The sequence below is a fragment of the Bradyrhizobium sp. CIR18 genome (genome assembly GCF_014198295.1).
Lineage (GTDB): Bacteria > Pseudomonadota > Alphaproteobacteria > Rhizobiales > Xanthobacteraceae > Bradyrhizobium.
On the sequence record NZ_JACIHF010000003.1, the window covers coordinates 609,160 to 633,898 of the forward strand.

The 24,739-nt window shown below is 65.1% G+C and carries 19 protein-coding genes and 1 pseudogene; 14 read left to right on the plus strand and 6 right to left on the minus strand.

The genetic code is table 11. The features are described from left to right. Positions 1–126 precede the first annotated feature (126 nt). Positions 127–1,707 (plus strand): AMP-binding protein, encoded by a 1,581-nt coding sequence (locus tag GGD65_RS15755; protein WP_183235835.1) that lies wholly within the window; start codon positions 127–129, stop codon positions 1,705–1,707. Positions 1,708–1,827: 120 nt separating this feature from the next. On the opposite strand, the gene GGD65_RS15760 is transcribed toward GGD65_RS15755, so the two are convergent. From GGD65_RS15760 to GGD65_RS15770, 3 genes are all read right to left on the minus strand, one after another. Then, positions 1,828–2,922 (minus strand): HD-GYP domain-containing protein, encoded by a 1,095-nt coding sequence (locus GGD65_RS15760; protein WP_018319476.1) that lies wholly within the window; start codon positions 2,920–2,922, stop codon positions 1,828–1,830. A 460-nt stretch (positions 2,923–3,382) separates the two neighbouring features. Continuing rightward, the gene (locus GGD65_RS15765) at positions 3,383–5,677 is read right to left on the minus strand and encodes a molybdopterin cofactor-binding domain-containing protein (RefSeq protein WP_183235836.1); all 2,295 of its coding nucleotides are present in this window, start codon (positions 5,675–5,677) and stop codon (positions 3,383–3,385) included. Beyond that, positions 5,674–6,165 carry a (2Fe-2S)-binding protein gene (locus tag GGD65_RS15770; RefSeq protein ID WP_018319474.1) on the minus strand — a complete coding sequence of 164 codons (492 nt, stop codon included), beginning with the start codon at positions 6,163–6,165 and terminating at the stop codon, positions 5,674–5,676. The genes GGD65_RS15765 and GGD65_RS15770 overlap by 4 nt, the downstream gene beginning before the upstream one ends. A 365-nt stretch (positions 6,166–6,530) precedes the next feature. On the opposite strand from GGD65_RS15770, the gene GGD65_RS15775 reads away from it, so the two are divergent. The 4 genes from GGD65_RS15775 to GGD65_RS15790 all read left to right on the plus strand — a co-directional run bounded on the left by GGD65_RS15775 (position 6,531) and on the right by GGD65_RS15790 (position 9,100). Then, complete coding sequence (locus GGD65_RS15775; protein WP_183235837.1) at positions 6,531–7,295, plus strand: alpha/beta fold hydrolase; 765 nt, start codon at positions 6,531–6,533, stop codon at positions 7,293–7,295. Positions 7,296–7,318: 23 nt separating this feature from the next. Further along, complete coding sequence (locus GGD65_RS15780; protein ID WP_179732796.1) at positions 7,319–7,657, plus strand: hypothetical protein; 339 nt, start codon at positions 7,319–7,321, stop codon at positions 7,655–7,657. 165 nt (positions 7,658–7,822) lie between these two features. Next, on the plus strand, positions 7,823–8,494 hold the full coding sequence (locus GGD65_RS15785) for a dienelactone hydrolase family protein (protein ID WP_183235838.1): 672 nt from the start codon (positions 7,823–7,825) through the stop codon (positions 8,492–8,494). A gap of 123 nt (positions 8,495–8,617) precedes the next feature. Then, positions 8,618–9,100, plus strand: a complete 483-nt coding sequence (locus GGD65_RS15790) for a hypothetical protein (protein WP_183235839.1) — start codon at positions 8,618–8,620, stop codon at positions 9,098–9,100. A gap of 1 nt (position 9,101) precedes the next feature. Here GGD65_RS15790 and GGD65_RS15795 read toward each other — a convergent pair whose 3' ends face one another. The 3 genes from GGD65_RS15795 to GGD65_RS15805 form a co-directional block, all read right to left on the minus strand. Continuing rightward, on the minus strand, positions 9,102–9,845 hold the full coding sequence (locus GGD65_RS15795; RefSeq protein WP_018319469.1) for a polysaccharide biosynthesis/export family protein: 744 nt from the start codon (positions 9,843–9,845) through the stop codon (positions 9,102–9,104). Positions 9,846–10,110: 265 nt separating this feature from the next. Further along, positions 10,111–10,767 (minus strand): peptide-methionine (S)-S-oxide reductase MsrA, encoded by a 657-nt coding sequence (gene msrA, locus GGD65_RS15800; RefSeq protein WP_183235840.1) that lies wholly within the window; start codon positions 10,765–10,767, stop codon positions 10,111–10,113. Between the two features lie 175 nt (positions 10,768–10,942). Then, positions 10,943–11,260 (minus strand): hypothetical protein, encoded by a 318-nt coding sequence (locus GGD65_RS15805; RefSeq protein WP_018319467.1) that lies wholly within the window; start codon positions 11,258–11,260, stop codon positions 10,943–10,945. A gap of 377 nt (positions 11,261–11,637) precedes the next feature. On the opposite strand from GGD65_RS15805, the gene rpsT reads away from it, so the two are divergent. The 9 genes and pseudogenes from rpsT to gyrB all read left to right on the plus strand — a co-directional run bounded on the left by rpsT (position 11,638) and on the right by gyrB (position 24,446). Further along, the gene (rpsT, locus tag GGD65_RS15810) at positions 11,638–11,904 is read left to right on the plus strand and encodes a 30S ribosomal protein S20 (RefSeq protein ID WP_018319466.1); all 267 of its coding nucleotides are present in this window, start codon (positions 11,638–11,640) and stop codon (positions 11,902–11,904) included. A 1,235-nt stretch (positions 11,905–13,139) separates the two neighbouring features. Beyond that, on the plus strand, positions 13,140–14,549 hold the full coding sequence (gene dnaA, locus GGD65_RS15815; protein WP_026202184.1) for a chromosomal replication initiator protein DnaA: 1,410 nt from the start codon (positions 13,140–13,142) through the stop codon (positions 14,547–14,549). 259 nt (positions 14,550–14,808) lie between these two features. After that, positions 14,809–15,927, plus strand: a complete 1,119-nt coding sequence (gene dnaN, locus GGD65_RS15820) for a DNA polymerase III subunit beta (protein ID WP_183235841.1) — start codon at positions 14,809–14,811, stop codon at positions 15,925–15,927. Positions 15,928–16,137: 210 nt separating this feature from the next. Continuing rightward, positions 16,138–16,502, plus strand: a pseudogene (locus tag GGD65_RS15825) (endonuclease domain-containing protein). Between the two features lie 88 nt (positions 16,503–16,590). Continuing rightward, positions 16,591–17,727 (plus strand): DNA replication/repair protein RecF, encoded by a 1,137-nt coding sequence (gene recF, locus GGD65_RS15830; protein ID WP_183235842.1) that lies wholly within the window; start codon positions 16,591–16,593, stop codon positions 17,725–17,727. 119 nt (positions 17,728–17,846) lie between these two features. Beyond that, on the plus strand, positions 17,847–18,590 hold the full coding sequence (locus GGD65_RS15835; protein ID WP_018319461.1) for a hypothetical protein: 744 nt from the start codon (positions 17,847–17,849) through the stop codon (positions 18,588–18,590). 157 nt (positions 18,591–18,747) lie between these two features. Beyond that, complete coding sequence (locus GGD65_RS15840) at positions 18,748–20,904, plus strand: hypothetical protein (RefSeq protein WP_183235843.1); 2,157 nt, start codon at positions 18,748–18,750, stop codon at positions 20,902–20,904. Between the two features lie 250 nt (positions 20,905–21,154). Beyond that, positions 21,155–21,727, plus strand: coding sequence for a hypothetical protein (locus GGD65_RS15845; RefSeq protein ID WP_246783295.1), 573 nt, complete (start codon positions 21,155–21,157; stop codon positions 21,725–21,727). A 283-nt stretch (positions 21,728–22,010) separates the two neighbouring features. After that, positions 22,011–24,446, plus strand: coding sequence for a DNA topoisomerase (ATP-hydrolyzing) subunit B (gyrB, locus tag GGD65_RS15850; protein ID WP_018319458.1), 2,436 nt, complete (start codon positions 22,011–22,013; stop codon positions 24,444–24,446). Positions 24,447–24,739 lie beyond the last annotated feature (293 nt).

The window sequence follows — 24,739 nt, forward strand, 5'->3', positions numbered from 1 at the left end:
CAATGACGAGGAGAGAGGGCAGCCTCACACGCCCCCCCGATTTGCGCCCGGCGCCGTCCGATGGCAGGAAGACGCAATCATCAGAAGACAGCCGCCATCAAGATGCAGGCTGCACGGGGAGGATCCATGCCACTTCAACAGACCGCAGTCGGGATCGTCGGCCCATTCGACGGGCTCGACGTGCCCTGGCTCTTGAGGATGCGCGCCGAGGTCCGGCATGACCATCCGTTCCTGATCTGGGCGCCGTTCGATGCGCCGGCGCAGCGCTGGAGCTATGGCGAATTTCACGAGCGGGTCGGCGCGCTCGCGGCAGGGCTGGCACGGCGCGGCGTCAAGCCGGGCGAATATGTGCTCATTCATCTGGACAATTGCATCGAGGCGCTGCTCGCCTGGTTTGCCTGTGTCGAGTTAGGAGCCATTGCGGTCACCACCAACACCCGCTCGGCGCCGGCCGAGATCGCGTATTTTGCCGATCATTGCGGCGCGGTCGCCGCGATCACGCAGCCAGCCTATGCGGAGATTGTCGCGCAGAACTGCCGCAACATAAGCTGGATGGCAGTGACCTCGCATGATGCGGGCGCAGCGCCCGCGCACGGCGTCTCGCGCGGCGACAGTTTTGAATCCCTGTTCGCCGACAGTGCCGACCGCCCCAGGCGCGTGGCCGATCCGCTGGCGCCGTGCAGCGTGCAGTACACCTCGGGCACGACCTCGCGCCCCAAGGCCGTGCTGTGGACCCATGCCAACGCGCTGTGGGGCGCCAAGATCAACGCCGCGCACGAGGACCTGCATGCCAGCGACGTGCACCAGACCTATCTGCCGCTGTTCCACACCAATGCCCTCGCCTACTCCATGCTGGCGACGCTGTGGGTCGGCGCCACCTGCGTGATCCAGCCGCGCTTCTCCGCGAGCCGGTTCTGGGGTGTCGCGCGCGAGCACGGCGCGACCTGGACCTCGACGATTCCGTTCTGCATGAAGGCGCTGCTCGAGCAGGAGATCCCGAGAGATCACAAATTCCGCCTGTGGGGCACCGCGATCAACGAGCCGCCGGCCTTTGCCGCCTTCGGGATCAAGATGATCGGCTGGTGGGGCATGACCGAGACCATCACCCACGGCATCGTCGGCGAGGTCGACCAGCCCAACATACCGATGTCGATCGGCCGCGCGGCGCCGGAATATGAAATCCGCATCACCGACGATGAGGGACGTCCGACCGAGGTCGGCGACACCGGCAATCTCGCGATCAAGGGCATCCCCGGCCTGTCGCTGTTCGCCGAATATCTGCACAACGAGAAAGCGACGCGCGAGAGCTTTGACGCGCACGGCTTCTTCCTCACCGGCGACCGCGTCGAGCGACTTGCGAACGGCACCATCAAGTTCGGCGACCGCGCCAAGGACATGCTGAAGGTCGGCGGCGAGAACGTCGCGGCCTCCGAGATCGAGCAGGTGATTGCGCTGGTGCCGGGCGTGCGCGAGGCCGCCGTGGTGGCGAAGCCGCATCCCATGCTGGACGAGGTACCGGTCGTCTTCATCATCCCGCAAGGCGGCGTCGCCGGTGCTGCGCCAGATCTGCACGCGCGCGTCATGGAAGCCTGCCGCAAGGGCCTTGCCGACTTCAAGGTGCCGCGCGAGATCAGGCTCGTCGACGACATGCCGCGCTCGACGCTGGAGAAGGTGGCGAAGGCGGAGCTGCGCAAGCTGGTGGGGTGAGATGTCGCCAAACGGCGCGCTGCCGTAGGGTGGGCAAAGGCGCGTCCGCGCCGTGCCCACGTTCCTAGAGTGGTGGGCACGCTTCGCTTTGCCCACCCTACGGCAGCGGAGAACGTCGCGTTAGAACGACCCCAGCGCCACAGGCCTGAACGCCTGCAGAAGCTGCTGATCGAGCTTGCCGCCCATGCCTTCCATCATCCCGAACGCACGGGAATGCGTGAAGGGCATGCGGTAAGCGCGTTTCTCGACCAGCGCGGCGTAGATGTCGACGATCGTCGTCAGACGAACGATGTCGCTGATCTGGTTCGACGACAGGCCGTTCGGATAGCCGGAGCCGTCGAGGAATTCGTGGTGATGCAGCACGACGTCGAGCATCTCCGGCGGGAAGCCGCCTTGCGCTGCGAGCGCGTCATAGCCGCGGCGCGGATGCTGGCGGACCTCGGCCATCTCCTCGTCGGAGAGCTTGCCGGGCTTGTCGAGCAGCGCGGAGGGAACGAAGGCCTTGCCGACATCGTGCAGCAGCGCAGCGCGGGTCAGCCGGCGCTGGTCGTCCTCGCGCATGCCCAGGTGCTGCGCAAAGGAGACGGCGAAGCCGGTGACGAACAGGCAGTGCCGGTAGCTGCCGACATGGTGGCAGCCCACCGTGGTGAGCCATTCGCGCAGCGAGGAGTGCTTGATCGCCTTCAGGATCTTGCTCTCGGCGGCGATCACGTCGTCGAAGGTCAGGGGCACGCCGAGCGGCAGCTTCTCGAACATCTTCGCCAGCACCGCGTGCGCCGCCTCGACGCCGCGGTTGAGCGTCTTGCCGCGGTCGGTCGCGTCATAGGCGGCGGTGTCCGGGAAGGCGGCGCGGATGCGCTGAAGGATGGCGTCCGCCTGGAGTGGCCGCGAGATGGTGTCGGTGGCGCCCAGCGCCCAGGCCTGCATGGTGCCGTGATGCAGGGCATCGGCGAGCACGAACAGCCGCGGCATCGAACGATAGGCGTCGCCGCGCAGCTTGTTGCGCACCCGCTGCACGCTCTCGGGCGAGCGCAGGTTGATATCGACCACGAGGCCGGACAGATCGCGTGAGGGCTGCTCGGGAATGCCCTGCGTCGTCACCGTCGAGACATCGCCGACCGCCTTCAGGATGCTGGCGAGCTCGGTGCTCTCGTCGCTCCGATCGGAGGCGAGCAGAAGCCGGCGTTTGGCGGCGGTTTTGGCTGAGGCGTTCATGACTTCCCCAAAGCACGGGATTGGATTTGGCGTCAGCCTAAGCCGGATCAGGTTCTCCGGCCCTTAAGAGGCGTGCTCAATGGAACCTTCTGGAATTGGGTGCAATTTTACGGATTTCGGTTCCGGAAGGGGAACGGCAAAAATCGCGAAAACAACCCCATGCACAGTAGAAGGGGCATTGAAAGATAAGGGGAATTTTGAGTGCGCTCCCCCCGCTGTCGTCGCCCGGCTTGCCGCCTTCGCTGAAGCCTTCGGCGCGCCGAGCACTCGTGTGAGCCTCGGCGGAGCCGGGACCGGGCGACCCAGTACGCCGAGGCGGTGCGGCCGGAACCGAGAAGCCGCGACGTACGGGATGCCCGCCTTCGCGGGCATGACATCGAGATTGGGGAGACAGCCACCAAAACAAATCCGCCGGAGGTTGCCCTCCGGCGGATCGTCTCATTCTGCAATCGCGCTCGGCTTACGCCTTCATGCTCGCCTTCACGGCCTCCGCCGTGATCGGCAGTGCCCGCACGCGGGCGCCTGAGGCGTTGAAGATGGCGTTGCCGATGGCGGGGGCGACCACGGTGACCGCGGGCTCGCCGACGCCGGTGGCCTTCTCGCCATTGGCGATCACGGTAACCGCGACCTCGGGCATCTGGCTCATGCGCAAGGGCGTGTAGCTATCGAAATTGGTCTGCTCGATGCCACCGTCCTTCAGCGTCGCCTTCTCGTACATCGCCAGCGACAGGCCCCACAGCGCCGCGCCCTCGACCTGGGCGCGGATGTTGTCGGGATGCACCTGCGTGCCGACGTCGGTTGCGACCGTGAGCTTCTTCACGGTGACCGCGCCCGACGGCGCCACCGCGACATGGGCGACGCACGCCGTCCAGCTTGCGGTCGCGCGCTCCTGCGACGAGACGCAGGCGACCCCCATGCCCTCGCCTTTCGGCAATGGCCTGGTGCCGTAGCCCGACAGTCCCATCGCGGCGAGCAGTGTGTTGCGCAGCCGCTGCGCGCCGCCGTCGTTCTTGCCGGCGCCGTCGAGCAGCGAGATGCGGAACTGCGCGGGATCCTTGCCCGTGGCAGCCGCGATCTCGTCGATCATGCTTTCGACCGCCCAGAAGGTCCAACCCGGCGCCACCGAGCGGAGCTGGCCGGACGGCGTGGCGTTGTGCGCGAGCTCGTTCTTGATCGCGCGCACATAATGGTTGGGCACGGTGTAGAAGAAGTCGGCGCCGTTGACCGTGAAGCTGTCGAGCGGACCCTTCTTGTCGACCGAGGGCGTCAGGAAATCGGGGATTCCCCAGCGCGCGGTCGGCCAGGCCGAGACCACGTCGTGGCTGAGCGCGACGAGCTTGCCGTCGCCGTCCACGCCGGCCTTGACCTTTTGGTAGGTGAGCGGACGCGAGAAATCCATCGTCATGTCGTTCTCGCGCGAGTAGATCACCTTGACCGGCTTGCCGACCGCCTTCGCCGCCTGCACCGCCGGAATCATCATGTCGGCATCGAGCCTGCGGCCAAAGCCGCCACCGAGCCAATGCTGATGCATGACGACGAACTTCGGATCGATCCCGGCCGCACCCGCAGCGATCGCGCCGGAGCGCGTCGCGAACTGGTTGCCGGAATAGATGTGCAGGATGTCGCCCTTGAACTCCGCAGTGGCGTTCATCGGCTCCAGCGGCGCGTGGATGTTGATGCTGGTGGTGTACTCGGCTTCCACCACCTTGGCCGCCGAACCGAAGGCCGCGTTCGGATCGCCGTCCTTGACGAAGAACTGGCCGGAATCCTCCAGGCCCTGAAGCCGCTTGGCCTCGTCCAGCAGCGACTGGCTCGACAGTTTTGCGTTCGGACCGCCGTCATAGGCGATCTTCAGCGCATCCGCCGCCTTGCGCGCGTTGGCGTAGGTGCTGGCGACCGCGACGACCCAGCCGGAGGTGGTTCCGGTCTTGTCGTCGAGGATGACGGCCTTCATGAAGCCGGGCACCTTCTTGGCGTCGCTGTCGTCGACCGACTTCACGGTGGCGCCGAAGCGTACCGGCGGGGTCACCACCTTGCCGTAGGCCATGCCCGGCAACATCACGTCGATGCCGTACTTGGCCGTGCCGTTGGTCTTGGAGGGGATGTCGAGCTGCGGCACCGACACGCCGATCATGGTGTATTGGTCCGGCGTCTTCAGCTTGATCGCCTTCAATTCGTCCGGCGTGAAGGTTTTCGTCGCCTTGCCGCTCTTGACGATCTCGGCAAAGGTCATCTGCTTCTTCGACTTCGGATGCGAGATCACGGAGTCGCGGACCACGAGCTGGTCCTTGAAGTAGGGCGGCAGTCCCATGGCGGCGGCGGCGGCCTCCGTCAACGCGATGCGGCCGGCCGCACCCGCCCGGCTCATCGCCTCGAAGTTCATCATGGTCGACCAGCTGCCGCCGGTGATCTGCGCGCCGAGCACGGGATCGTTGAACTTCGGATCGTTGGAGGCGAGCTGCACGCGCATGTCGCTCCATTTCGCGCCCAACTCCTCGCAGACGATCTGGGCCATGGTGGAGGCGATGTGCTGGCCCATGTCGGCCTTGCCGCAGGTCACGGTGACGAGACCATCCGGCGCGATCGCGTACCAGACGCTCGGCTCGAAATTCGCGGGAGCCGCGGCCGAGGCGGAATCGATGCCGGGCACGCCGGCATAGCCGAGCACGAGGCCGCTTGCGGCGGTGCCGACGAGGAAGGAGCGGCGGCTGAGATCGGTCGTCGCGGGGGTGACGTTCTTGACGTGCCGATTCATGTGGGCCTCCGTTCGGTGGAGGTGGCGGATGCGGTGCGCATCTCGGATGCGGCGCGCATGATCGCCTTCTGGATCCGCGAATAGGTCATGCAGCGGCAGAGATTGCCGTCCATATGCGCGACGACCTCTTCCTTGGTCGGATTGGGATTCTTCGACAGCAGCGAGGCCGCCTGCATGATCTGCCCGGACTGGCAGTAGCCGCATTGCGGCACCTGCTCGGCAACCCACGCCTTCTGCAAGGGATGATCGCCCTTGGCGGAGAGGCCTTCGATGGTAGTGATCTTCTTGCCGGCGACATCACTGAGCATGGTCTGGCACGAGCGCACGGCTTCGCCGTTGACGTGCACGGTGCAGGCCCCGCACAACCCGGCACCGCAGCCGAACTTGGTGCCGGTCATCTGCAATTGCTCGCGGATTGCCCAGAGGAGCGGCGTGTCGTTCGCCGCATCCACGGACAGACTCCGCCCGTTGATGGTGAGAGTTGGCATAGGCGTCTTCCCCTGCCGGTGCATGAAGCCGCTTACGGCGGCAACTTGAATGGCGGACGCCCACCGGGCTGGCGTCAGCCTTGGCCGCGAGCATGATCGGGTTCGGGTGCCGTGGCAAATGCAATTTGGAACGAGTCGAAAAAACCGCTTCTACACTTGCTCGTTGTGCGCCGCGCCAACGACGCCGACGCAGCGACTGGACACAATAGCGCGTGCGTCAGACATGCGTGCCATCGCGTTCAGGCAGTTTCTTCCAGGTAACTTGGCGACGTAGAATGCAGCCAACCGCGAACCTCACCCTCTCCTGAAGGGGGAGGGTGAAACACTGAGATCGCGGCTAGAACAAAAAGAATGGGGCGGAAGCAATGCCAAAGATCAATCGGGACGGTGTCAACATCTATTACGAGGTCCACGGCAACGGTCCGCCATTGCTGCTCACCCACGGCTATTCCTCGACGTCGGCGATGTGGCATGGGCAGGTCGATGCGCTCGCGAAGGATCACACGCTGATCCTGTGGGACATGCGCGGCCACGGCCAGTCCGATTATCCCGATGATCCCAACGCCTACAGCGAAACTCTGACCGTCGGCGACATGGCGGCGATCCTCGACGCGGTCGGCGCTGAGCGCGCGATCATCGGCGGCCTCTCGCTCGGCGGCTACATGTCGCTCGCGTTCTATCGCACCTATCCGCAAGCCGCCCGTGCGCTGCTGATCATCGATACCGGGCCCGGCTTTAGGAAGGACGACGCCCGCGAGGCCTGGAATGCGCGGGCGCTCGGCACCGCCGACAAGCTCGATCGCGAAGGTCTCGACATGCTGAAATCGGCGACGCGCGAGCGCGCCACCGCCAGCCATCGCAACGCCAGGGGATTGGCGCTCGCCGCACGCGGCATGCTGACCCAGCGGGATGCGCGCGTGATCGAGCTGCTGCCCGACATCAAGGTGCCCTGCCTGATCGTGGTCGGCGCCGACGACACGCCGTTCCTGGCCGCGTCCGATTACATGGCCGCAAAAATCCCGGGCGCACAAAAGGTCGTGATCCCCGCAGCCGGCCACGCCGTCAACATCGATCAGCCCAAGGCTTTTGTTGACGCGGTCGTGCCTTTCCTGAAGAACTTGCCGGCCTAGGCTAGGCAATGAGGACGTCGACCATGATGCGAGCGATCTTCGCGGCGGGCGCAATGGCGGCGCTGTTGTCGGCAGCGCAGGCCGAACCGTTCGGCACAGTGCCGCCGCGCCAGCCCTTCGTCACGACCTTGTCGAACAATACGCCGCTCGCCTTCGGCATGGATGCCGAGCAGACCGCGCGCGCTCTTGGGCAGCCGCTGCAATATGTGCGCGGGCGTCCCGGCAACGAGATCTATCTCGCGCTTCGCAACATCGGCGGCAGCGGCTTGATCCCCTATCGCCACCGCCTGTTCCTGCAATTCCGTCATGGACGGCTGGCAGGCTGGAAGGAGGATTACGGCGAGAACTGGATGTGGGAATAGGTACCGCCCCTCATCCTGAGGAGCTTGCGCAGCAAGCGTCTCGAAGGATGAAAGGCCCCCGCCGCTGCATCCCGGCCTTGCATCCTTCGAGACGCGCGCGAAGAGCGCGCTCCTCAGGATGAGGGAAGAGAGTGAATTCCGTGACAACCAAGAAGGACAACCCGCGTGGGACAAGACATCAAGCTGACGGCCTCCGACAATTTCCAGTTTGGCGCCTATCGCGCCGATCCCGGTGGCACGCCGAAGGGCGCGGTGGTGGTGATCCAGGAGATCTTTGGCGTCAATCACCACATCCGCTCGGTCTGCGACCGCCTCGCCGGGGAAGGCTATGTCGCGATCGCGCCCTCGATCTTCGACCGGACCGCGCCGGGCTTCCAGTCGGGCTATTCGCCCGATGAGGTCGCGGAAGCGCGCAAGTTCGTCGCCAGCCCCGATTGGGCCGCGATGCTGCGCGACACCCAGGCCGCGATCGATGCGGTGAAGAGCGTGGGCCCGGTGGGCATCATCGGCTTTTGCTTGGGCGGCAGCATCGCCTTTGTCGCGGCGACGCGGCTGTCGGGACTGAAGGCTGCGATCGGCTATTACGGCGGCGCGGTCGTGCGCTTCGCCGACGAGACGCCGAAGGTGCCGACGCAACTGCATTTCGGCGGGAAGGATGCGGGCATCCCCTTGACCGACGTCGAGACCATCAAGTCGAAGCGGCCGGACGTGGAGGTGTTCGTCTATCCGGGCGCCCAGCACGGCTTCCATTGCGACGAGCGCGCGAGCTACGACAAGGCCAGCGCCGACATCGCCTGGCCGCGCAGCATGGACTTTTTCGCGAAGCATTTGAAATAGGGACGAACTCTCTCCACAAGGAGAGACAACCACGCGGCGTCCCCTCGCGGAAATCGGGTGGCCGCATCCTGCCGCCCGGCGATAGAGCTGGCCAATCGAGCCAGCTCACGCCGGGAGATCGCCATGCCGCAAGACATCACGCACCTCGTCATCCGCAATCCGTTCGGAACCATGGATGTCCCCTCACCCGATGATTCCGAGGTGATGGATTATGCCGCGGCGGCCAGGCTGGCTGGCGACGCCGCGGACGGCAATGCGGCGGCGTGGACAGCGACCGCGGCGCCATCCGATCCGCTCGAAGGCAGCTGGGCGAGCCGCTGGAATGGCGGCGCCGATCCGACCATCGCCGGCGACGCCGCGGAGAAGTGGAAACAAGGGCGCGCGGAAGTGCGCATCACGGGCAGCCGGATCTATCTGCGCTTCGACTGGGACAATGGCCGCCGGCACGGTCTGATCGACGCCGCGCGCGAGGGCGCGGATCGGCTGGTCGGAAAATATATCAACCTGACCACGCCGGCGATCACACGGCCATGGGTCGGGCGCGTGGTCGACGCTAACAGGATCGACGGGTGCTTTCCGGAGGGGCGGCTGGATTTCAGGCGGTGAGCTAGAACCAGCGCTCGCCGACGAACACGGTGTCGCCGGGATTCAAGGGAGTGCCGAGCGGCACCACGGCGCGCATGGAGCCGCCGTTCTCGGTGTGCGTGATGGTGACCACGTCGCGTTTGGCGCGGGGCGAGAAGCCGCCGGCGATCGCGACCGCGCTCTCGACCGTCATGTTCGGCACGTACGGATATTGGCCGGGCGCGGTGACTTCGCCGAGAATGAAGAACGGGCGATAGGCCTCGATCTCGACCGCGACCGAGGGCTCGCGGATGTAACCATTGCGCAGGCGCGCGGCGATCTCGCCGGCAAGGCCCGCCGTGGTGCGGCCGCGGGCCGGCACTGCGCCGATCAGCGGCATGGTGATGGAGCCGCCCGCATCGATGGCGTAGCTGTTGGTGAGACCTTCCTGGCCGTAGACCACGACGCGGAGCTTGTCGCCGGCGTCGAGATGGTAGGAGGCGTCGTAGCGCACCGGCGCCATCGGCGCGGCGTAACCGACCGGCATGGGTGCGGGCGAAGAGGCAAAGGAATTGCGCAGCGCGCCGATGGCGCCGCCGCCGTCGGCGACGACAACCGGTTGCGGCGCATTGTAGGGCTGGCCATAGGCCATGGAATCGAGATCGGCGCGGGGCTGCATCACCGCGACGGGGCCGGCGGTCTGCATGCAGCCGCCAAGGGTCAGCGCGGCGGACGCTGCCAGGGACGCTGCCAAGATCGACCATCGAAACGCGCGTGCAACCGGCACCGGACCAATCCCTCGAAACGAGACGGCTTAAGTGATGCACCGGTTATGGTTAATAAAGCGTTGAGCGGGGCGGCTGTGACCGTCGCACCCTCCCCTGGAGGGGGAGGTCGATCGCGCAAAGCGCGAGCGGGGTGGGGTGATCTCTCCACTCGGGCGCTGCTGGATGTGGAGAGACTGTCACCCCACCCCGCTACGCATTCCGCTTCGCTGCATGCGTAGCGACCCTCCCCCTCGAGAGGAGGGTAAGCAAGATGCGTCGTCTCGCTTACGCGCTCACACCGACGCCGATCGGGCAGGACACGCCGGTGCCCCCTAAGCCGCAATAGCCGGCGGGATTCTTCGCCAGATATTGCTGATGATAGTCCTCGGCGAAATAGAATTCGCCTGATGGCGCGATCTCGGTGGTGATGGCACCGAGGCCCTTGGCGGCGAGCGCCTTCTGATAGAGCGCCTTCGACTCATCGGCCGCCTTCTTCTGCGCATCGGAATAGGTATAGATCGCGCTACGATATTGCGTGCCGACATCGTTGCCCTGACGCATGCCCTGCGTCGGGTTGTGGCTCTCCCAGAACGTCTTCAGCAGCGTCTCGTAAGAAATCCTGTTCGGATCGAACACGACCAGCACCACTTCGGTGTGACCGGTGCGTCCCGAGCAGGTCTCTTCATAGGTCGGGTTCGGCGTGTGGCCGCCGGCATAGCCGACGGCGGTGGTGTAGATGCCATCGCCGAACTGCCAGAACTTGCGCTCGGCGCCCCAGAAGCAGCCGAGCCCGAACACGGCCTGCTCGAGGCCGGCGGGATAAGGCGGCTTGAGCTTGCTGCCGTTGACGAAATGGAAGGTCGCGGTCGGAATGGCTTGCGCACGGCCGGGCAGCGCCTCGGCTGCGCTCGGCAACGCGGTGGTCTTGCGCATGAACAGCATGATTGGATCTCCGCAGACGAGCCGTCCGTCGCCCGAGCCAGATGTTCAGGCGGCGTGCTCGCGATCAGGTGGGAATATAGGGATCTACGCTGGCGTGGGCAGCCTTGTTACGCCGCGCGGCTGGCGAGCGCTCAATCCCGGCGGGAATTGAGGATCAATCCCGGGGGATTGAAGATCAATCCCGGGAATAGCCGATCAGCGGTTTCCGCGGCCGGAACAGGATCATCAGCAGGATGCCGAGAATGCCGAGGACGGCGAACACCGGCTGATCCAGCAGCAGGCGGATCACCGAGGTCCAGAGCCAGGGCGCCTTGGCCTCGACCCAGGTGCGGAATGCCGCTTGGCTGGCCTGATTGATGTCGTTCCAGAACTGGCCGAACCGGGTGAATCTGAGGGTCTGGTCGGCCACCCAGCGGGCGCCGTCATAGACCATGAAGATGAACCCGCCAGCGAGCAGCAACAGCCCAATCAGTCGGAAAAAACCGCGGATCATGCCTCACCTTATATGGTCGTCCGATCGGAGGAGCCGACAAAACGCCGCCAGCCAATAGCCGGGAGACGGCAGAAATTCAACCTCTTCAGGGCGTTACGACGCCCCTGGACGGCCCCGGAGGCCGCTTTTCCAGCCTGGAAAGCGTTGACGGTGCCGAAGACCCTCTCTATAAGGGCGCCAACTGGCGGCGGGCGCAATCCTGCCGCCGCTGTTCTTTGAGCAGTTGCAGCTCCTTGAGCTTAGAGCTCTTTGCGGCCTCATGTTCCGGGGACAGCCCAGCAACCGAACACCCTAAATCCGAGCGTCGATTCCGCGGTCAAGCAAGCCGGCGCTACCCGACCAAGACGCGACCGGTACCCGCAAAGGATATTGAGACCATGGCCAATACCACTTCCGCCAAGAAAGCGACGCGCAAGATCGCCCGCCGCACCGCCGTCAACAAGTCGCGCCGCACCCAGATGCGCGGTGCCGTGCGTAACGTCGAAGAAGCCATCGCGACCGGCGACCGCGCCGCTGCCGTGAAGGCGCTGGCGAATGCCGAGCCCGCCTTGATGCGCGCCGCCCAGCGCAACATCATTCACAAGAACAACGCCAGCCGCAAAGTCTCGCGCCTCACCGCGCAGATCGCCAAGCTCGCCAAGTAACGAGCCAGGTAACGGCGAACCAATCGGTCGGCCGATCCGATCGAACATCGCATGCGTCAAACAGCCCGGCATCGCGCCGGGCTTTTTTGTTGCCCGTCATATTCACGCAACCGGTCACGCTACAGTCGATCTTCGATCGGAAGGTTTGCACCGCCTGCGCTATTCTTCGTTCCGTAGTTCTACCTGCCGGTAACTTGCAACAGTGGAAACTTTCACCGCGTTGCAAAAACCCCTGTGCTGCGGGGCTAAGATGAATTCGCGCGCGCAAGAGTTCTGCACACCGTAGATTCACCGGAACGCGCACGGCTTGGAGTTACCCTGTGAAACGAGACTCAAAAAGCGATGTCTCGCTAATCACTTATCGACATAGCGACCGCAAGCATTTGGAAAATTCGCCGACACGTCCGGCGCGTGACGAATTTGTAAAAATTTTTTTAGCAGTGACGGAGAATTGTCACATGATGCCCGGCATTCTCGATTCTGTGCACGAATCCAAAAACTTGCTTCCGAGCCTGTGAACAACTCCCGCGCGGCGTTAACCGAGGTCAAGTTTTTTGACGCCTCAAGTGTGAATCAATTTCGTTGCGAGTCTTTCCGCATAGTGTATTCCTTAAGTCGTCAGCGGCGCCCACGATCTTCAGACCAGCGCGGTTTAGGAAACGGGGCGAGCGTGCAAATCGGCGGCGGTGTGCACGTAGGCGACGCTTCAAAAAGCGAATGTCGGATCAAAAACCCATAGCAATATGGGAATGGTATCTCTTTGTCTGAATGTCTCCAAGCGGGATCTTGCGTATCCCTCGCGAGGCGCACGGGCATCGCAAAGTTACCCCGACACGAGCGAAGGCGAAGCCGAGCGGACGAGCAGTGCAGACGGGCAGGTCATCAGCGATTTTCGTCGCGGGTGTCTTCAGAAGCAGGACCTTGTCGTGAGCGATCACGGCAGGACGGGGAGGTATCATGTCCTACGGATTCAACGCGGTATTGACTCAAGTTCCATCGTTCAACGATGCCGTCTCCGATCCGTCCTGCGTTCAGCCTCCCACATGCGAGAGCGCGTCGAGTACGCGCTGACCTCGCGAACTCTCCATCTCCGACATCGCTGATCTGACCTGCGGCGTTTGCGCCGAACGGTCGAGCTATGCCTGACGATGGACTCGCTTGAGGTCGCGCCATGACAGGAAACCCTGCTTGGCGCTCACCACGCAACCTTATCTCTCAAGAGAAGTTTTCTGACGATGACAATGGAACAGGATCGCTGGTCACGCGTGAAGGGTCGGCTGCGCTCGAGCGTTGGCGAAGACGTTTACACGAGCTGGTTTGCGCGCATGGATCTGGAAGGCGTGCAGGAGGAGAGCGTGCGGCTCTCGGTGCCGACCCGGTTCCTGAAGAGCTGGATTCAGGCCCATTATGCCGAGCGCGTGCTGTCGTGCTGGCAGGCCGAGATGCCGGAAGTGCATCGCATCGACCTCACGGTGCGTTCGGCCGTGCGCCCGGTGATACAGCCGAAGGAAGCCCCCGCGCCGGTCGAGACGCGACGCACGCCCACGCCGGAGCTGCGCTCGACCGCGACCGCGCCGGTGTCGGCCAATCATGATGCGCTCGGCGGCTCGCCGCTCGATCCGCGCCTGACCTTCGCGAGCTTCGTCGTCGGCCGTTCCAACACGCTGGCGCATGCGGCCGCGCGCCAGGTCGCCGAAGGTCGCCGCGGCGACCCCGTGATGTTCAACCCGCTCTACATCCATGCCGGCGTCGGCCTCGGCAAGACGCACCTGCTCCAGGCGGTGACCTGGGCCGGCAATTCCGGCAACGAGCGCAAGGTGCTGTATCTCACCGCAGAGAAATTCATGTACGGCTTCGTCGCCGCGCTGAAGACGCAGACGGCGCTGGCCTTCAAGGAAGCGCTGCGCGGCATCGACGTGCTGGTGATCGACGATCTGCAGTTCCTGCAGGGCAAGTCGACCCAGGCCGAGTTCTGTCACACGCTGAACGCGCTGATCGACGCCGGCCGCCAGGTCGTGATCGCGGCCGACCGGCCGCCGTCCGATCTTGAAAGCCTCGACGACCGCGTCCGCTCGCGGCTCGCCGGCGGCCTCGTGGTCGAGATGGGCTCGCTCGGCGAAGAGCTGCGCCACGGCATCCTCAAGTCGCGCGTCGCCGCGGCCCGCGCCCATCATGCGACCTTCGAGGTGCCGGAGGAGGTGCTGCATTATCTGGCGCGCACCATCACCCATAATGGCCGCGACCTCGAAGGCGCAATCAACCGCCTGCTGGCGCACTCGAAGCTCAACAACCGGCCGGTGACGCTGGAGATGGCCGAGCACGAGGTGCGCGACCTGGTCCGGCCGCAGGAGCCGAAGCGGATCAAGATCGAGGACATCCAGCGCGTGGTGGCGCGGCAGTATAATGTCAGCCGCTCCGACCTGCTCTCCTCCCGCCGCACCGCCAATGTGGTGCGCCCGCGCCAGGTGGCGATGTATCTCGCCAAGACGCTGACCCTGCGCTCGCTCCCCGAGATCGGCCGCCGCTTCGGCGGGCGCGACCACACCACGGTGCTGCACGCCGTGCGCAAGATCGAGTCCCTGGTCTCCAAGGACACCGCACTGTCAGAGGAAGTGGAGTCGCTGAAGCGCCAGCTTCAGGAATAAACGCCTAAGGCGCTCCTGCCATTCTCCCGCCGCCCCGGCCATGCCTGGGCGGCGGCTTTCGTTTGGGCGGTAAATCGTGGGAATCGTGCGGAACTGGCCCCCGATCCCTTGAATCCGGGGGCCATCCGAGCCACCTTGCGCGACCCTGGCGGCTTTGGTCATATCGGTTGGATGGCCCTGACCTGCCGGGGTCATCGGTGCCGCGGCGGGGCTTTTCGACCGCCCGGCTTCTTCATTTGGGGATCGGGCGAGTAGTGCAATGAAGGTTACGGTCGAACGCGCGCAACTCCTGAAGTCACTGGGCCACGTCCACCGCGTGGTCGAGCGCCGCAACACGATTCCGATCCTCGGCAACGTGCTGGTCCGGGCCGAGAACGCCAAATTGTCGCTGAAGGCGACCGACCTCGACCTCGAGGTGACGGAGACGCTGCCGGCGGAAACCGCGACCGCTGGCTCCACCACCGTGCCGGCGCACATGTTCTACGACATCGTGCGCAAGCTGCCGGACGGCTCGCAGATCGTGCTGGAGGCCGACGGCGACCGCGCCGTGCTGGCGATCCGCGCCGGCCGCTCGCGCTTCACGCTGCAGACCCTGCCGGAGAATGATTTCCCGGATCTGGCCGCCGGCGACATGTCGCACTCGTTCTCGCTCGCCGCCAAGGACATCAAGCGGCTCATCGACCGCACCCAGTTCGCGATCTCCACCGAGGAGACCCGCTATTATCTCAACGGCATCTACCTGCACGCCGCGGGCACGCCCAAGGCCGCGACCTTACGCGGCGTCGCCACCGACGGCCACCGCCTCGCCCAGCTCGATTTGGTGCAGCCCAAAGGCGCCGAGGGCATGCCCGGCGTGATCGTGCCGCGCAAGACGGTCGGCGAGGTGCAGCGCCTGATCGAGGACACCGACGCCGAGATGACGATCGAGCTGTCGCAGGCAAAAATCCGCTTTACGATCGGGAATGTCGTGCTGACCTCGAAACTGATCGACGGCACCTTCCCCGACTACGGCCGCGTCATCCCGCAGGGCAACGACAAGGAGCTCGTCGTCGACAAGAAGGATTTCGAGAACGCGGTCGACCGTGTCTCGACGATCTCGAGCGAGCGCGGCCGGGCGGTGAAGCTGTCGCTGTCACCGGGCAAGCTGGTGCTGTCGGTGACCAATCCGGATTCCGGCAGCGCCACCGAAGAGCTGGAAGTCGAATACGCCTCCGACGCCCTCGATATCGGCTTCAACTCGCGCTATTTGCTCGACATCGCCGCCCAGATCGAAGGCGACGTCGCAACACTCAGGCTCGCCGATCCCGGCTCCCCGACCCTGGTCCAAGACCGCGACGACAAGAGCGCGCTGTATGTGCTGATGCCGATGCGGGTGTGAGGGACGTGCTCCCCCTCTCGCGATACCTTGTACGCGGAGACAACCCCTCACCCGGCTTCGGTGCGCGAAGCCACCCTCTCCCACGAGGGAAGAGGGTGAAGCTACAGCCTATCCTGTCGCCACAAGCGCGACGCACGTTGTTGTGCCCTCTCCCCTTGTGGGAGAGGGCAGCTCCGGTGGCGGATACACACTCAGTCGGGTGAGGGGTTCGTGCCGCAGGAGCCATCCCATCGGCCAGTCGCCAAGCGTCTCCGCCAATTCGCGAAGAACATGCGGCACGAACCAACCGATGCTGAAACCGCAATGTGGCGCTTGCTGAGGGATCGTCGGGTCTCCACTTTCAAGTTTCGCCGACAGGTACCATTCAAAAACTACATTCTCGATTTTGTCTGTTTCGAAAAGCGCCTTGTAATCGAGATCGACGGTAGCCAGCACGTAGAATCACAACGTGACGCGACGCGAGAGGCGACGCTTGCTGCCGAAGGGTTTGGACATTGCGCTACTGGAACAACGACGTGCTACAGCAGCCCGCTTCTGTATTAGAGGATATCCTTGCAAAGCTTGCCGGGCGGTAAGATACCCCTCACCCGTCGCCTCACTGCGTGAGGCGCCACCCTCTCCCACAAGGGGAGAGGGGAAGAATCGCGCCAGATCGAATAACTGATGACCCCCTCCCGCATTCATCGCCTGACGCTGACGCATTTTCGCAATTATCGGGCGGCGGGGCTCGAGACGACGGCTGACATGGTGGCGCTGGTCGGGCCGAACGGGGCGGGCAAGACCAATTGCATCGAGGCGATCTCGTTTCTGTCGCCCGGACGCGGCTTGCGGCGGGCGACGCTGGAAGACGTCGCCGACAACCAGGGCGACGGGTCCTGGGCCGTCTCGGCGCAAGTCGAGGGCGCGCTGGGGCTGGCCACGCTCGGCACCGGCATCGATGCGCCGCGGCCTGACAGCGCGGTGAGCCGGCGCTGCCGCATCGACCGCGAGCCGGTGGGGTCCGCGACGGCCTTCGGCGACCATATCCGCATGGTGTGGCTGACGCCGGCGATGGACGGGCTGTTCATGGGCGCGGGCTCGGAGCGGCGGCGTTTCTTCGACCGCCTGGTGCTGGCGATCGACAATGAGCATTCGAGCCGCATCAACGCGCTGGAGCGCTCGCTGCGCTCGCGCAACCGCCTGCTCGAAACCCGCAATTACGACGACCATTGGTGCGACGCCATCGAGCGCGAGACCGCGGAGCTTGCCGTCGCGGTCGCAGCGACGCGCGGCCAGACCGCAGCAAGGCTCACCGGCATGCTCAATGCGCGCGCGCAGGCCTCCGCCTTTCCCTCGGCGCAGATCGCGCTCGACGGCTGGATGGAGAACGCGCTGCTGACTGAGACGGCGACGTCGGTCGAGGATCGCTACCGCCAGATCCTGCGCGACAACCGGCCGCGCGATGCCATCGCCGGCCGCACCACCGACGGTCCGCATCTCACCGATCTCCAGGTGATCTATGCGCCGAAGAGCATGCCCGCGCGTGATGCGTCCACAGGCGAGCAGAAGGCGCTGCTGATCGGTCTCGTGCTGGCGCATGCGAGCCTGGTCGCCGAGATGACCGGCATCGTGCCGCTGCTGCTGCTCGACGAGGTCGTCGCCCATCTCGATCCTAGCAGGCGCGCCGCGCTGTTCGACGAGCTGCGCAAGCTCGGCGCGCAAGTGTGGCTGACCGGCGCGGACCCGGCGGCCTTCACCGAGATCGGCGCTGGAGGCGAAGTCTTCGACGTCGAGAGCGGACAGGTCTCGTCTCGACGCTAGGCCTCCGGGTTGAACCCGCCCTGTTCCATCAGCGACTAGCTGTCTGAAGCGGCGCCGACGGTGTCGCCGTTGTGCAATCGCGCAGTATTTCACACACGCGCGATGCTTGGAGCATAGGCATGACGACGGTAAGGCATGGGGCGACAGCTCCAGCGCGATGGCAACTTCTTGCGTGCGGCCTCGCTCTGTTCGCGAGCTGCCTGCTCGCGGCAAGCGCCGGCGCCTGGGTATCGAATTTGTCGCCGCTGTTCTCAGTGGCGCTCACGCCGGATCCCGATGCGCGGCTGCCCGCGCCGACCCGCTACCTCTATCGAGGGACCCACACCACCGTGATGCCCGGCGTCGAAGCCCCGCTCCGCACCAGGCTCGAAACCACCGTGCCCGCAGAGCTCGGCGACGTCCTCAGCTTCTATCGCACGGAGCTTGGAAAGCTTGGCTGGCAGGAACAGACCGATGGCGCGGTGATCGCAACCGATCACGCCCAGCTCGCCTTCGCCTCCCCGCTGGGGCCGGCCGCGCTGCAGCTCGCCCGCAAGGACAGCAGCACCTCGATCCACCTCGTGCAGAAGAACGCCGATGCGGCGACCCGGGCCAATATCATGCCCGAACCCGGCCAGGCGAAACTGGTGTTCAGCAACATCAGCGGGAGGGACGCGGCGCTCACGATCAACGCACGAACCGTCAAGCGCGCCGCCGGCGCCAATGCGGTATCGCTGGACCTGGCGCCCGGCAAGTATTCCTACGAGCTGAGCGGGCCGGACCATTCAGCCACCACGAACGTCCTCACCCTTGCCGCCGGCGATGCCTGGGAGCTCACGATCGGGCGCGACGGAGACGCCTGGCCGCCGCTCCAGCTGTATTGAGCCATGCCTGCCTGATCAGGCCCATGACGCCGCTCGCACATCGTCCGTTGAACCTCTCCGGTTCCCGTCGCGACTTCTCGTCTGAGGCCGCGCGCCGAGGTGTCGCAGCCTGCCCATGCGCAGGGCGACGGCCCGCGCAACACCCAGGAGTTTGACGATGCGGATGATCCCGCTTGGGGCGCAAGTCCCGGCAAGATGGCTGCTGCTTGCCTGCGGCATTCTCGCGATGGCGAGCACGTCGTATCCCGCGGACGCGGCAGACGACAGCTTCGTCGACGTCCATACGCTGCCGCGGCTGGACGGCGCGGTGGAGGATACTTCGCGCCCCGACACCTATCGCGTCATCTACACCGTCCCGACCGCCCTTGCCGCCACGTCCGACGCCACGAAGAAGCTGCTGAGCGCCGACGGCTGGGTGCCCTATGTGTATCCGCTGGACGAGAAGAGTGCCGCGCTGACCTTCAAGAAAGGACAGCAGGGGCTGCGCGTCTCCTTCACACAGGCGCGCGGGCGCTCCGACCAATCCGCCGTGTTCTACACGCCGAACCGGATCTATGCGAACGTGCCGTTCCCGGACGGCGCGACCGATCTCGTGTTCGACGAGACCCGACCCTATCTCGGCTGCATCGCGCCCGGTGCGTTCGAGGCGACCTCCGAGTTCTTTGCCAAGGACATGGCGGCCATGGGATGGCGCAAGCTCACGCCTGAAACGTCCTCGCGCTGGCCGAACGCCGCTCTTGACGGGACCGTCCCGAACGGCGTGCGCGTCTTTTACGACCATCCCGATCGCGACGCGACGCACATCTATCAGAAGCCGGTGATGCTGACCCTGACACGACGCGACGACGGCCGCACCAATGTCGACATCCGGGTGGCGCCGTTCGCGCTGCCCCAAGAGCTCGAGGCCGACGATGACATGGCGGGCTTGCCGCGGCCGAAGCCGACCAAGTCGGCAAGGGGCCTTGGCAGCGCGAGCTCCAACAAGCGCGAGATGTCGGCCGCCGCGATGGCCGAGCTGCCCGCCGTGCTCGCGTTCTATCACCGCGAGTTCGCCGCGCGTGGCTGGCGGGAAGATGGCAATGCGCCGCTCGCGCCCGGCGACGAGATCGCGATCAAGGTCTCATCGGCGGAGGAAACCGGCATGCTGCGGCTCGGCCGCAAATATGATTTCACGATGATCAGCCTGACCGCGCAGGTGAAGGACTCCGCACTTGCGGCCCGGGCCAAGGCGAAGAAGGAGGCCGACGAGAGATTTCTCGGTGATGCCTTGGGGGCGGCTCAGCAGCTCATTGCCGCCGACGAGGCCAGGCGCAAGACACAGGCCGCCTCCCTGTCGGATGCGCCGCTCACTGCGCTCGCGGGCAGCAACACGCCGGTGCCGCTGCCCGAAAACGCCGAAGGCGTGAAATTCGAGGGCGACGACGGCCATCTCGAATTCTCCTCCGCCTCGAGCGTCAAGGCGCTCACCGCGTTCTATCGCGCATCGCTCAAGCCCGCCGGCTGGAAGGAGCAGCCCTCCGTCATCAACCAGCCCAACATGGCGGTGATGGAATTCTCCAAGAGCGGCAAATCGATCTCGATGACCGTGATGCAGATGGGTTCGAAGGTGAGCGTGCGCGCCGACGGATCGGGGCTCGTGATGGCCGCCGCGAAGCCGGCGGCCACCGCGGACGTGCAGGCCAAATCCTCCGAGCCGCTCAAGCCCGACCCTGAATCCCAGCTCCCCGTGCCGACACAGCGGTCCTCGACCTCGCTCGCCACCACCAAAATGCCGGGTAGCGAGATGCCGTTCCGCCGCGAGCTGGCAGCCAGCATCCCTGCCCCGCTCGGCGATGTCCTGGCCTTCTACCGGGCCGAGCTTTCCAAGCTCGGCTGGCAGGAAAAGGCCGACGGCGCCACCGTGTCCGCCGAACGCGCGCAGATCGACTTCACCTCGCCGCAAGGCCCGGCCGTGCTCAAGCTCGGCCGTGCCAAGGGCGAGACCACGGTCAGCCTGGCGCAGAAGAATCCGGATGCCGCTGCGAAGGCCGACATCATGCCGAAGCCTGGCCAGGCCAGGCTGATGCTGGGCAATATCGGGGCGAAGGAAGCCTCGCTGACCATCAACAAGCAGACGGTGAAGATCGCGGCCGGCGCCGGCGGTCCGCAATCGCCGAAAGGCCCGATGCTCGACCTGCCGCCGGGCACCTACCAGTACGCCCTGCGCATGCCCGGGCGCCCGGCCCACACCGAGACCCTCACCGTCGCTGCCGGTGACGCCTGGGGCCTGCTGGTGGGGCCGAGCGGCGACGTACTGCCGTTGCAGATGTATTGACCCCGCTTGCGCCTGTAACGACCAGGTTGAACCTGTCCGGTTCGAGGGCCGACTAGTCGTCGAGAGGCGGCGGCGACGGTGTCGCAGCCGCTGTATCGCGCGAAGATCGCGGCATTCCTGGAGAGTAGGCATGACGACGGTAAGGCGCGGGACGAAGGTCCCGGCACGGTGGTGGCTATTGATGTGCGGCCTCCCTCTTCTTGCAGCTTGTTCGCAGGAGCCGCTTACCGCAGCAGCTTCCCACGCCGACATGCCCGTGCCGACGCGAGCCAGTCACGCAAGCTTCAGCACCGCGCACGCGTCCGGCATCGAAATCCCGTTCCGGCTCGAGCTCAAAGCCCATGTGCCCGCAGAACTCAGCGACGTACTGGCCTTCTATCGCGCGGAACTCGGAAAGCGCGGCTGGCAGGAGAAGCCTGATGGCGCGATGGTCGCCGCCGATCACGCGCTGCTCGTCTTCGCCTCGCCGAAAGGGCCGGGCATGCTGACGCTCGACCGCGCCAAGGGCGAGACCACGGTCGACCTCGTGCAGCGAAATACGGAGGTCGTGGCCAAGGCAAACTTCCTGCCGATAGCAGGACACGCGCGGCTGATCTTCGGCTATCTCGTACCTGACGTGGCCTCGCTCACGATCAACGACCAGACCATCGAGATCGCGGGCGGCGTCAACCATCCACAAGTGCTGGATCTGCCGCCCGGCACGTACTCCTACGCGCTACGCGTGTCGGGTCACATCGTGCACACCGACACCATCACTTTGGCCGCAGGCGAGGCTTGGTCCCTCAGGTTGAGTGACGACAGCAAGTCGGACCAGATCTACTGAACCCAGGCTTCTTCCGGAACACCACGGCGCCGCCTCGGAACAGGCCTGCGCGCGCCCGCAAAAACCGCGCCTCAGCGGGTCCAAAAGAGGCCTCGAATCGGGCTTTTGGCCAGCCTCGGAATCGGCCTTCGAACGCCTTGAAAACCGGCCTAAAAACCCCATTTAGTCAAAGGGTTGACGGAAGATACTTTGCGCTAGGCGCAGGCCCTCTTTCGTGGCACAAATAGCTCGCAAATCAGCGCCTTTTGCGCCGCTGATTCGGGCGACATCTCGAAGGCCTCTCATGACAGAACCTGCTCGGCAGCCCGCTGCCGAAAACGAGCCCTCCACCGCGAGCGATTACGGCGCGGAATCGATCCGCGTGCTCAAGGGTCTCGATGCCGTCCGCAAGCGCCCGGGCATGTATATCGGCGACACCGACGACGGCTCGGGCCTGCACCACATGGTCTACGAAGTCGTCGACAACGCGATCGACGAGGCGCTGGCGGGCCACGCCACGCGCGTCGACGTCGTGCTCAATGCCGACAATTCCGTCACCGTGCGCGACGACGGCCGCGGCATCCCCGTCGACATCCACAAGGGCGAAGGCATCTCGGCGGCCGAGGTCATCATGACCCAGCTGCACGCCGGCGGAAAGTTCGACCAGAACTCCTACAAGGTCTCCGGCGGCCTGCACGGCGTCGGCGTCTCCGTTGTCAACGCGCTGTCGAGCAAGCTCGGCTTGCGCATCTGGCGCGACAACAAGGAGCACTACATCGAGTTCGCCCATGGCGATGCCGTCGCACCGCTGGTGGTGGTCGGCGACGCGCCGGGCAAGCGCGGCACCGAGGTGACGTTCCTCGCCTCGACCGAGACCTTCAAGAACATCGAATATGATTTCGCCACGCTCGAGCATCGGCTGCGCGAGCTCGCCTTTCTCAATTCCGGCGTCAACATCGCCCTCTCCGACATGCGTCACGCGGTCGAGAAGCGCGAGGAGATGCACTATTCCGGCGGCGTCGAGGAATTCGTCAAATATCTCGACCGCAACAAGAAGGCGATCGTGCCGGCGCCGATCATGGTGCGCGCGGAAGCCAACGGCATCGGCGTCGAGGCAGCGTTGTGGTGGAACGACAGCTACCACGAGAACGTGCTGTGCTTCACCAACAACATCCCGCAGCGCGACGGCGGCACCCATCTCGCCGGTTTCCGCGGCGCGCTGACGCGCCAGGTCAACGGCTATGCCGAGGCCAATGCGAAAAAGGAAAAGATCGCGCTGACCGGCGACGATTGCCGCGAAGGCCTGACCGCCGTGCTGTCGGTGAAGGTGCCCGATCCGAAATTCTCGTCGCAGACCAAGGACAAGCTGGTGTCCTCGGAAGTGCGTCCCGTGGTCGAGAACGTCCTCAACGAGGCGCTCCAGGCCTGGTTCGAGGAGCACCCGAGCGAAGCCAAGATGATCGTCGGCAAGGTGATCCAGGCCGCCGCCGCCCGTGAGGCCGCGCGAAAAGCCCGCGAGCTGACGCGCAAGAGCCCGCTCTCGGTCTCCTCGCTGCCCGGCAAGCTCGCCGACTGCCAGGAAAAGGATCCGGCCAAATCCGAGCTTTTCATCGTCGAGGGTGACTCGGCAGGCGGCAGCGCCAAGCAGGGCCGCAACCGCGAATTCCAGGCGGTGCTGCCGCTGCGCGGCAAGATCCTCAACGTCGAGCGCGTTCGCCCCGACAAGATGCTGTCGTCGGAGCAGATCGGCACGCTGATCACCGCGCTCGGCACCGGCATCAGCGACGAATTCTCGGTCGAGAAGCTGCGCTATCACAAGATCATCGTGATGACGGACGCCGACGTCGACGGCGCCCACATCCGCACGCTGCTGCTGACCTTCTTCTACCGGCAGATGCGCGACATCATCGACGGCGGCTATCTCTACATCGCCCAGCCGCCGCTCTATAAGGTTTCCCGTGGCAAGTCCGAGCAGTATCTGAAGGACGAGCGGGCGCTGGAAGACTATCTGATCGACGCCGGCTTGGATGACTGCGTCTACATTCCCGGTACCGGCGGCGACCGCACCGGCCGCGATTTGCGCTCGCTGGTCGAGGACGCCCGCGTGGTCCGCAGCATCCTGCGCAACCTGCACAGCCGCTATAACCGCAAGGTGATCGAGCAGGCCGCCATCACCGGCGTGCTGAACAAATCGATCTACGGCAATCCCGAGAACGCCGCGGCCGCCGCCCAATACATCGCGAGCCGGCTGGACAATCAGGCCGAAGAGGTCGAGCGCGGCTGGATCGGGCAATACGTGGAAGGCCAGGGCTTCCTGTTCGAGCGCACCGTGCGCGGCGTCAAGGAAGCCGCTGTGATCGACGATGCCTTCCTGGGCTCGGCCGAAGCCCGCAAGCTCGACGAGTACACGACGAAGCTGCAGGACGTCTACGCCCGCTCCGGCAAGCTGCGGCGCAAGGATACCGAGCACATGGTCCATGGCCCGGTCGACCTGTTCGAGGCGGTGACCGAGGCCGGCCGCAAGGGCATCTCGCTGCAGCGCTACAAAGGTCTCGGCGAGATGAACCCGGAGCAGCTCTGGGAGACCACGCTCGATACCGACGTGCGCTCGCTGCTGCAGGTGAAGGTCAAGGAGGTCGACGAGGCCGACGACATCTTCACCAAGCTGATGGGCGACGTGGTCGAACCGCGCCGCGACTTCATCCAGGAACATTCGCTCAGCGCGACGATCGATATCTGAGGTTTGCTTCGCCTCTCCCGCTTGCGGGAGAGGCCGACGCGCTCGCAGAGCGCGGCGGGTGAGGGCTTTCTCCTCGCGGAGATATTCTCGGTAAATTCGACGATCCCGCTGCGGAAGCACCCCCACCCCAGCCCTCCCCCGCAAGCGCAGGGGAATCGCATATGGGTTTTGTCTAGCTATTGCATTGGAAGGCAAGACGGATTCTGAAGACGACTCCCGGAAGACGGAGGGGGTCGGATGCAGAAGTTCAGAAAGGCCTTTCGGCGGTTGCCGGACCCGCGCGCGGACAATGC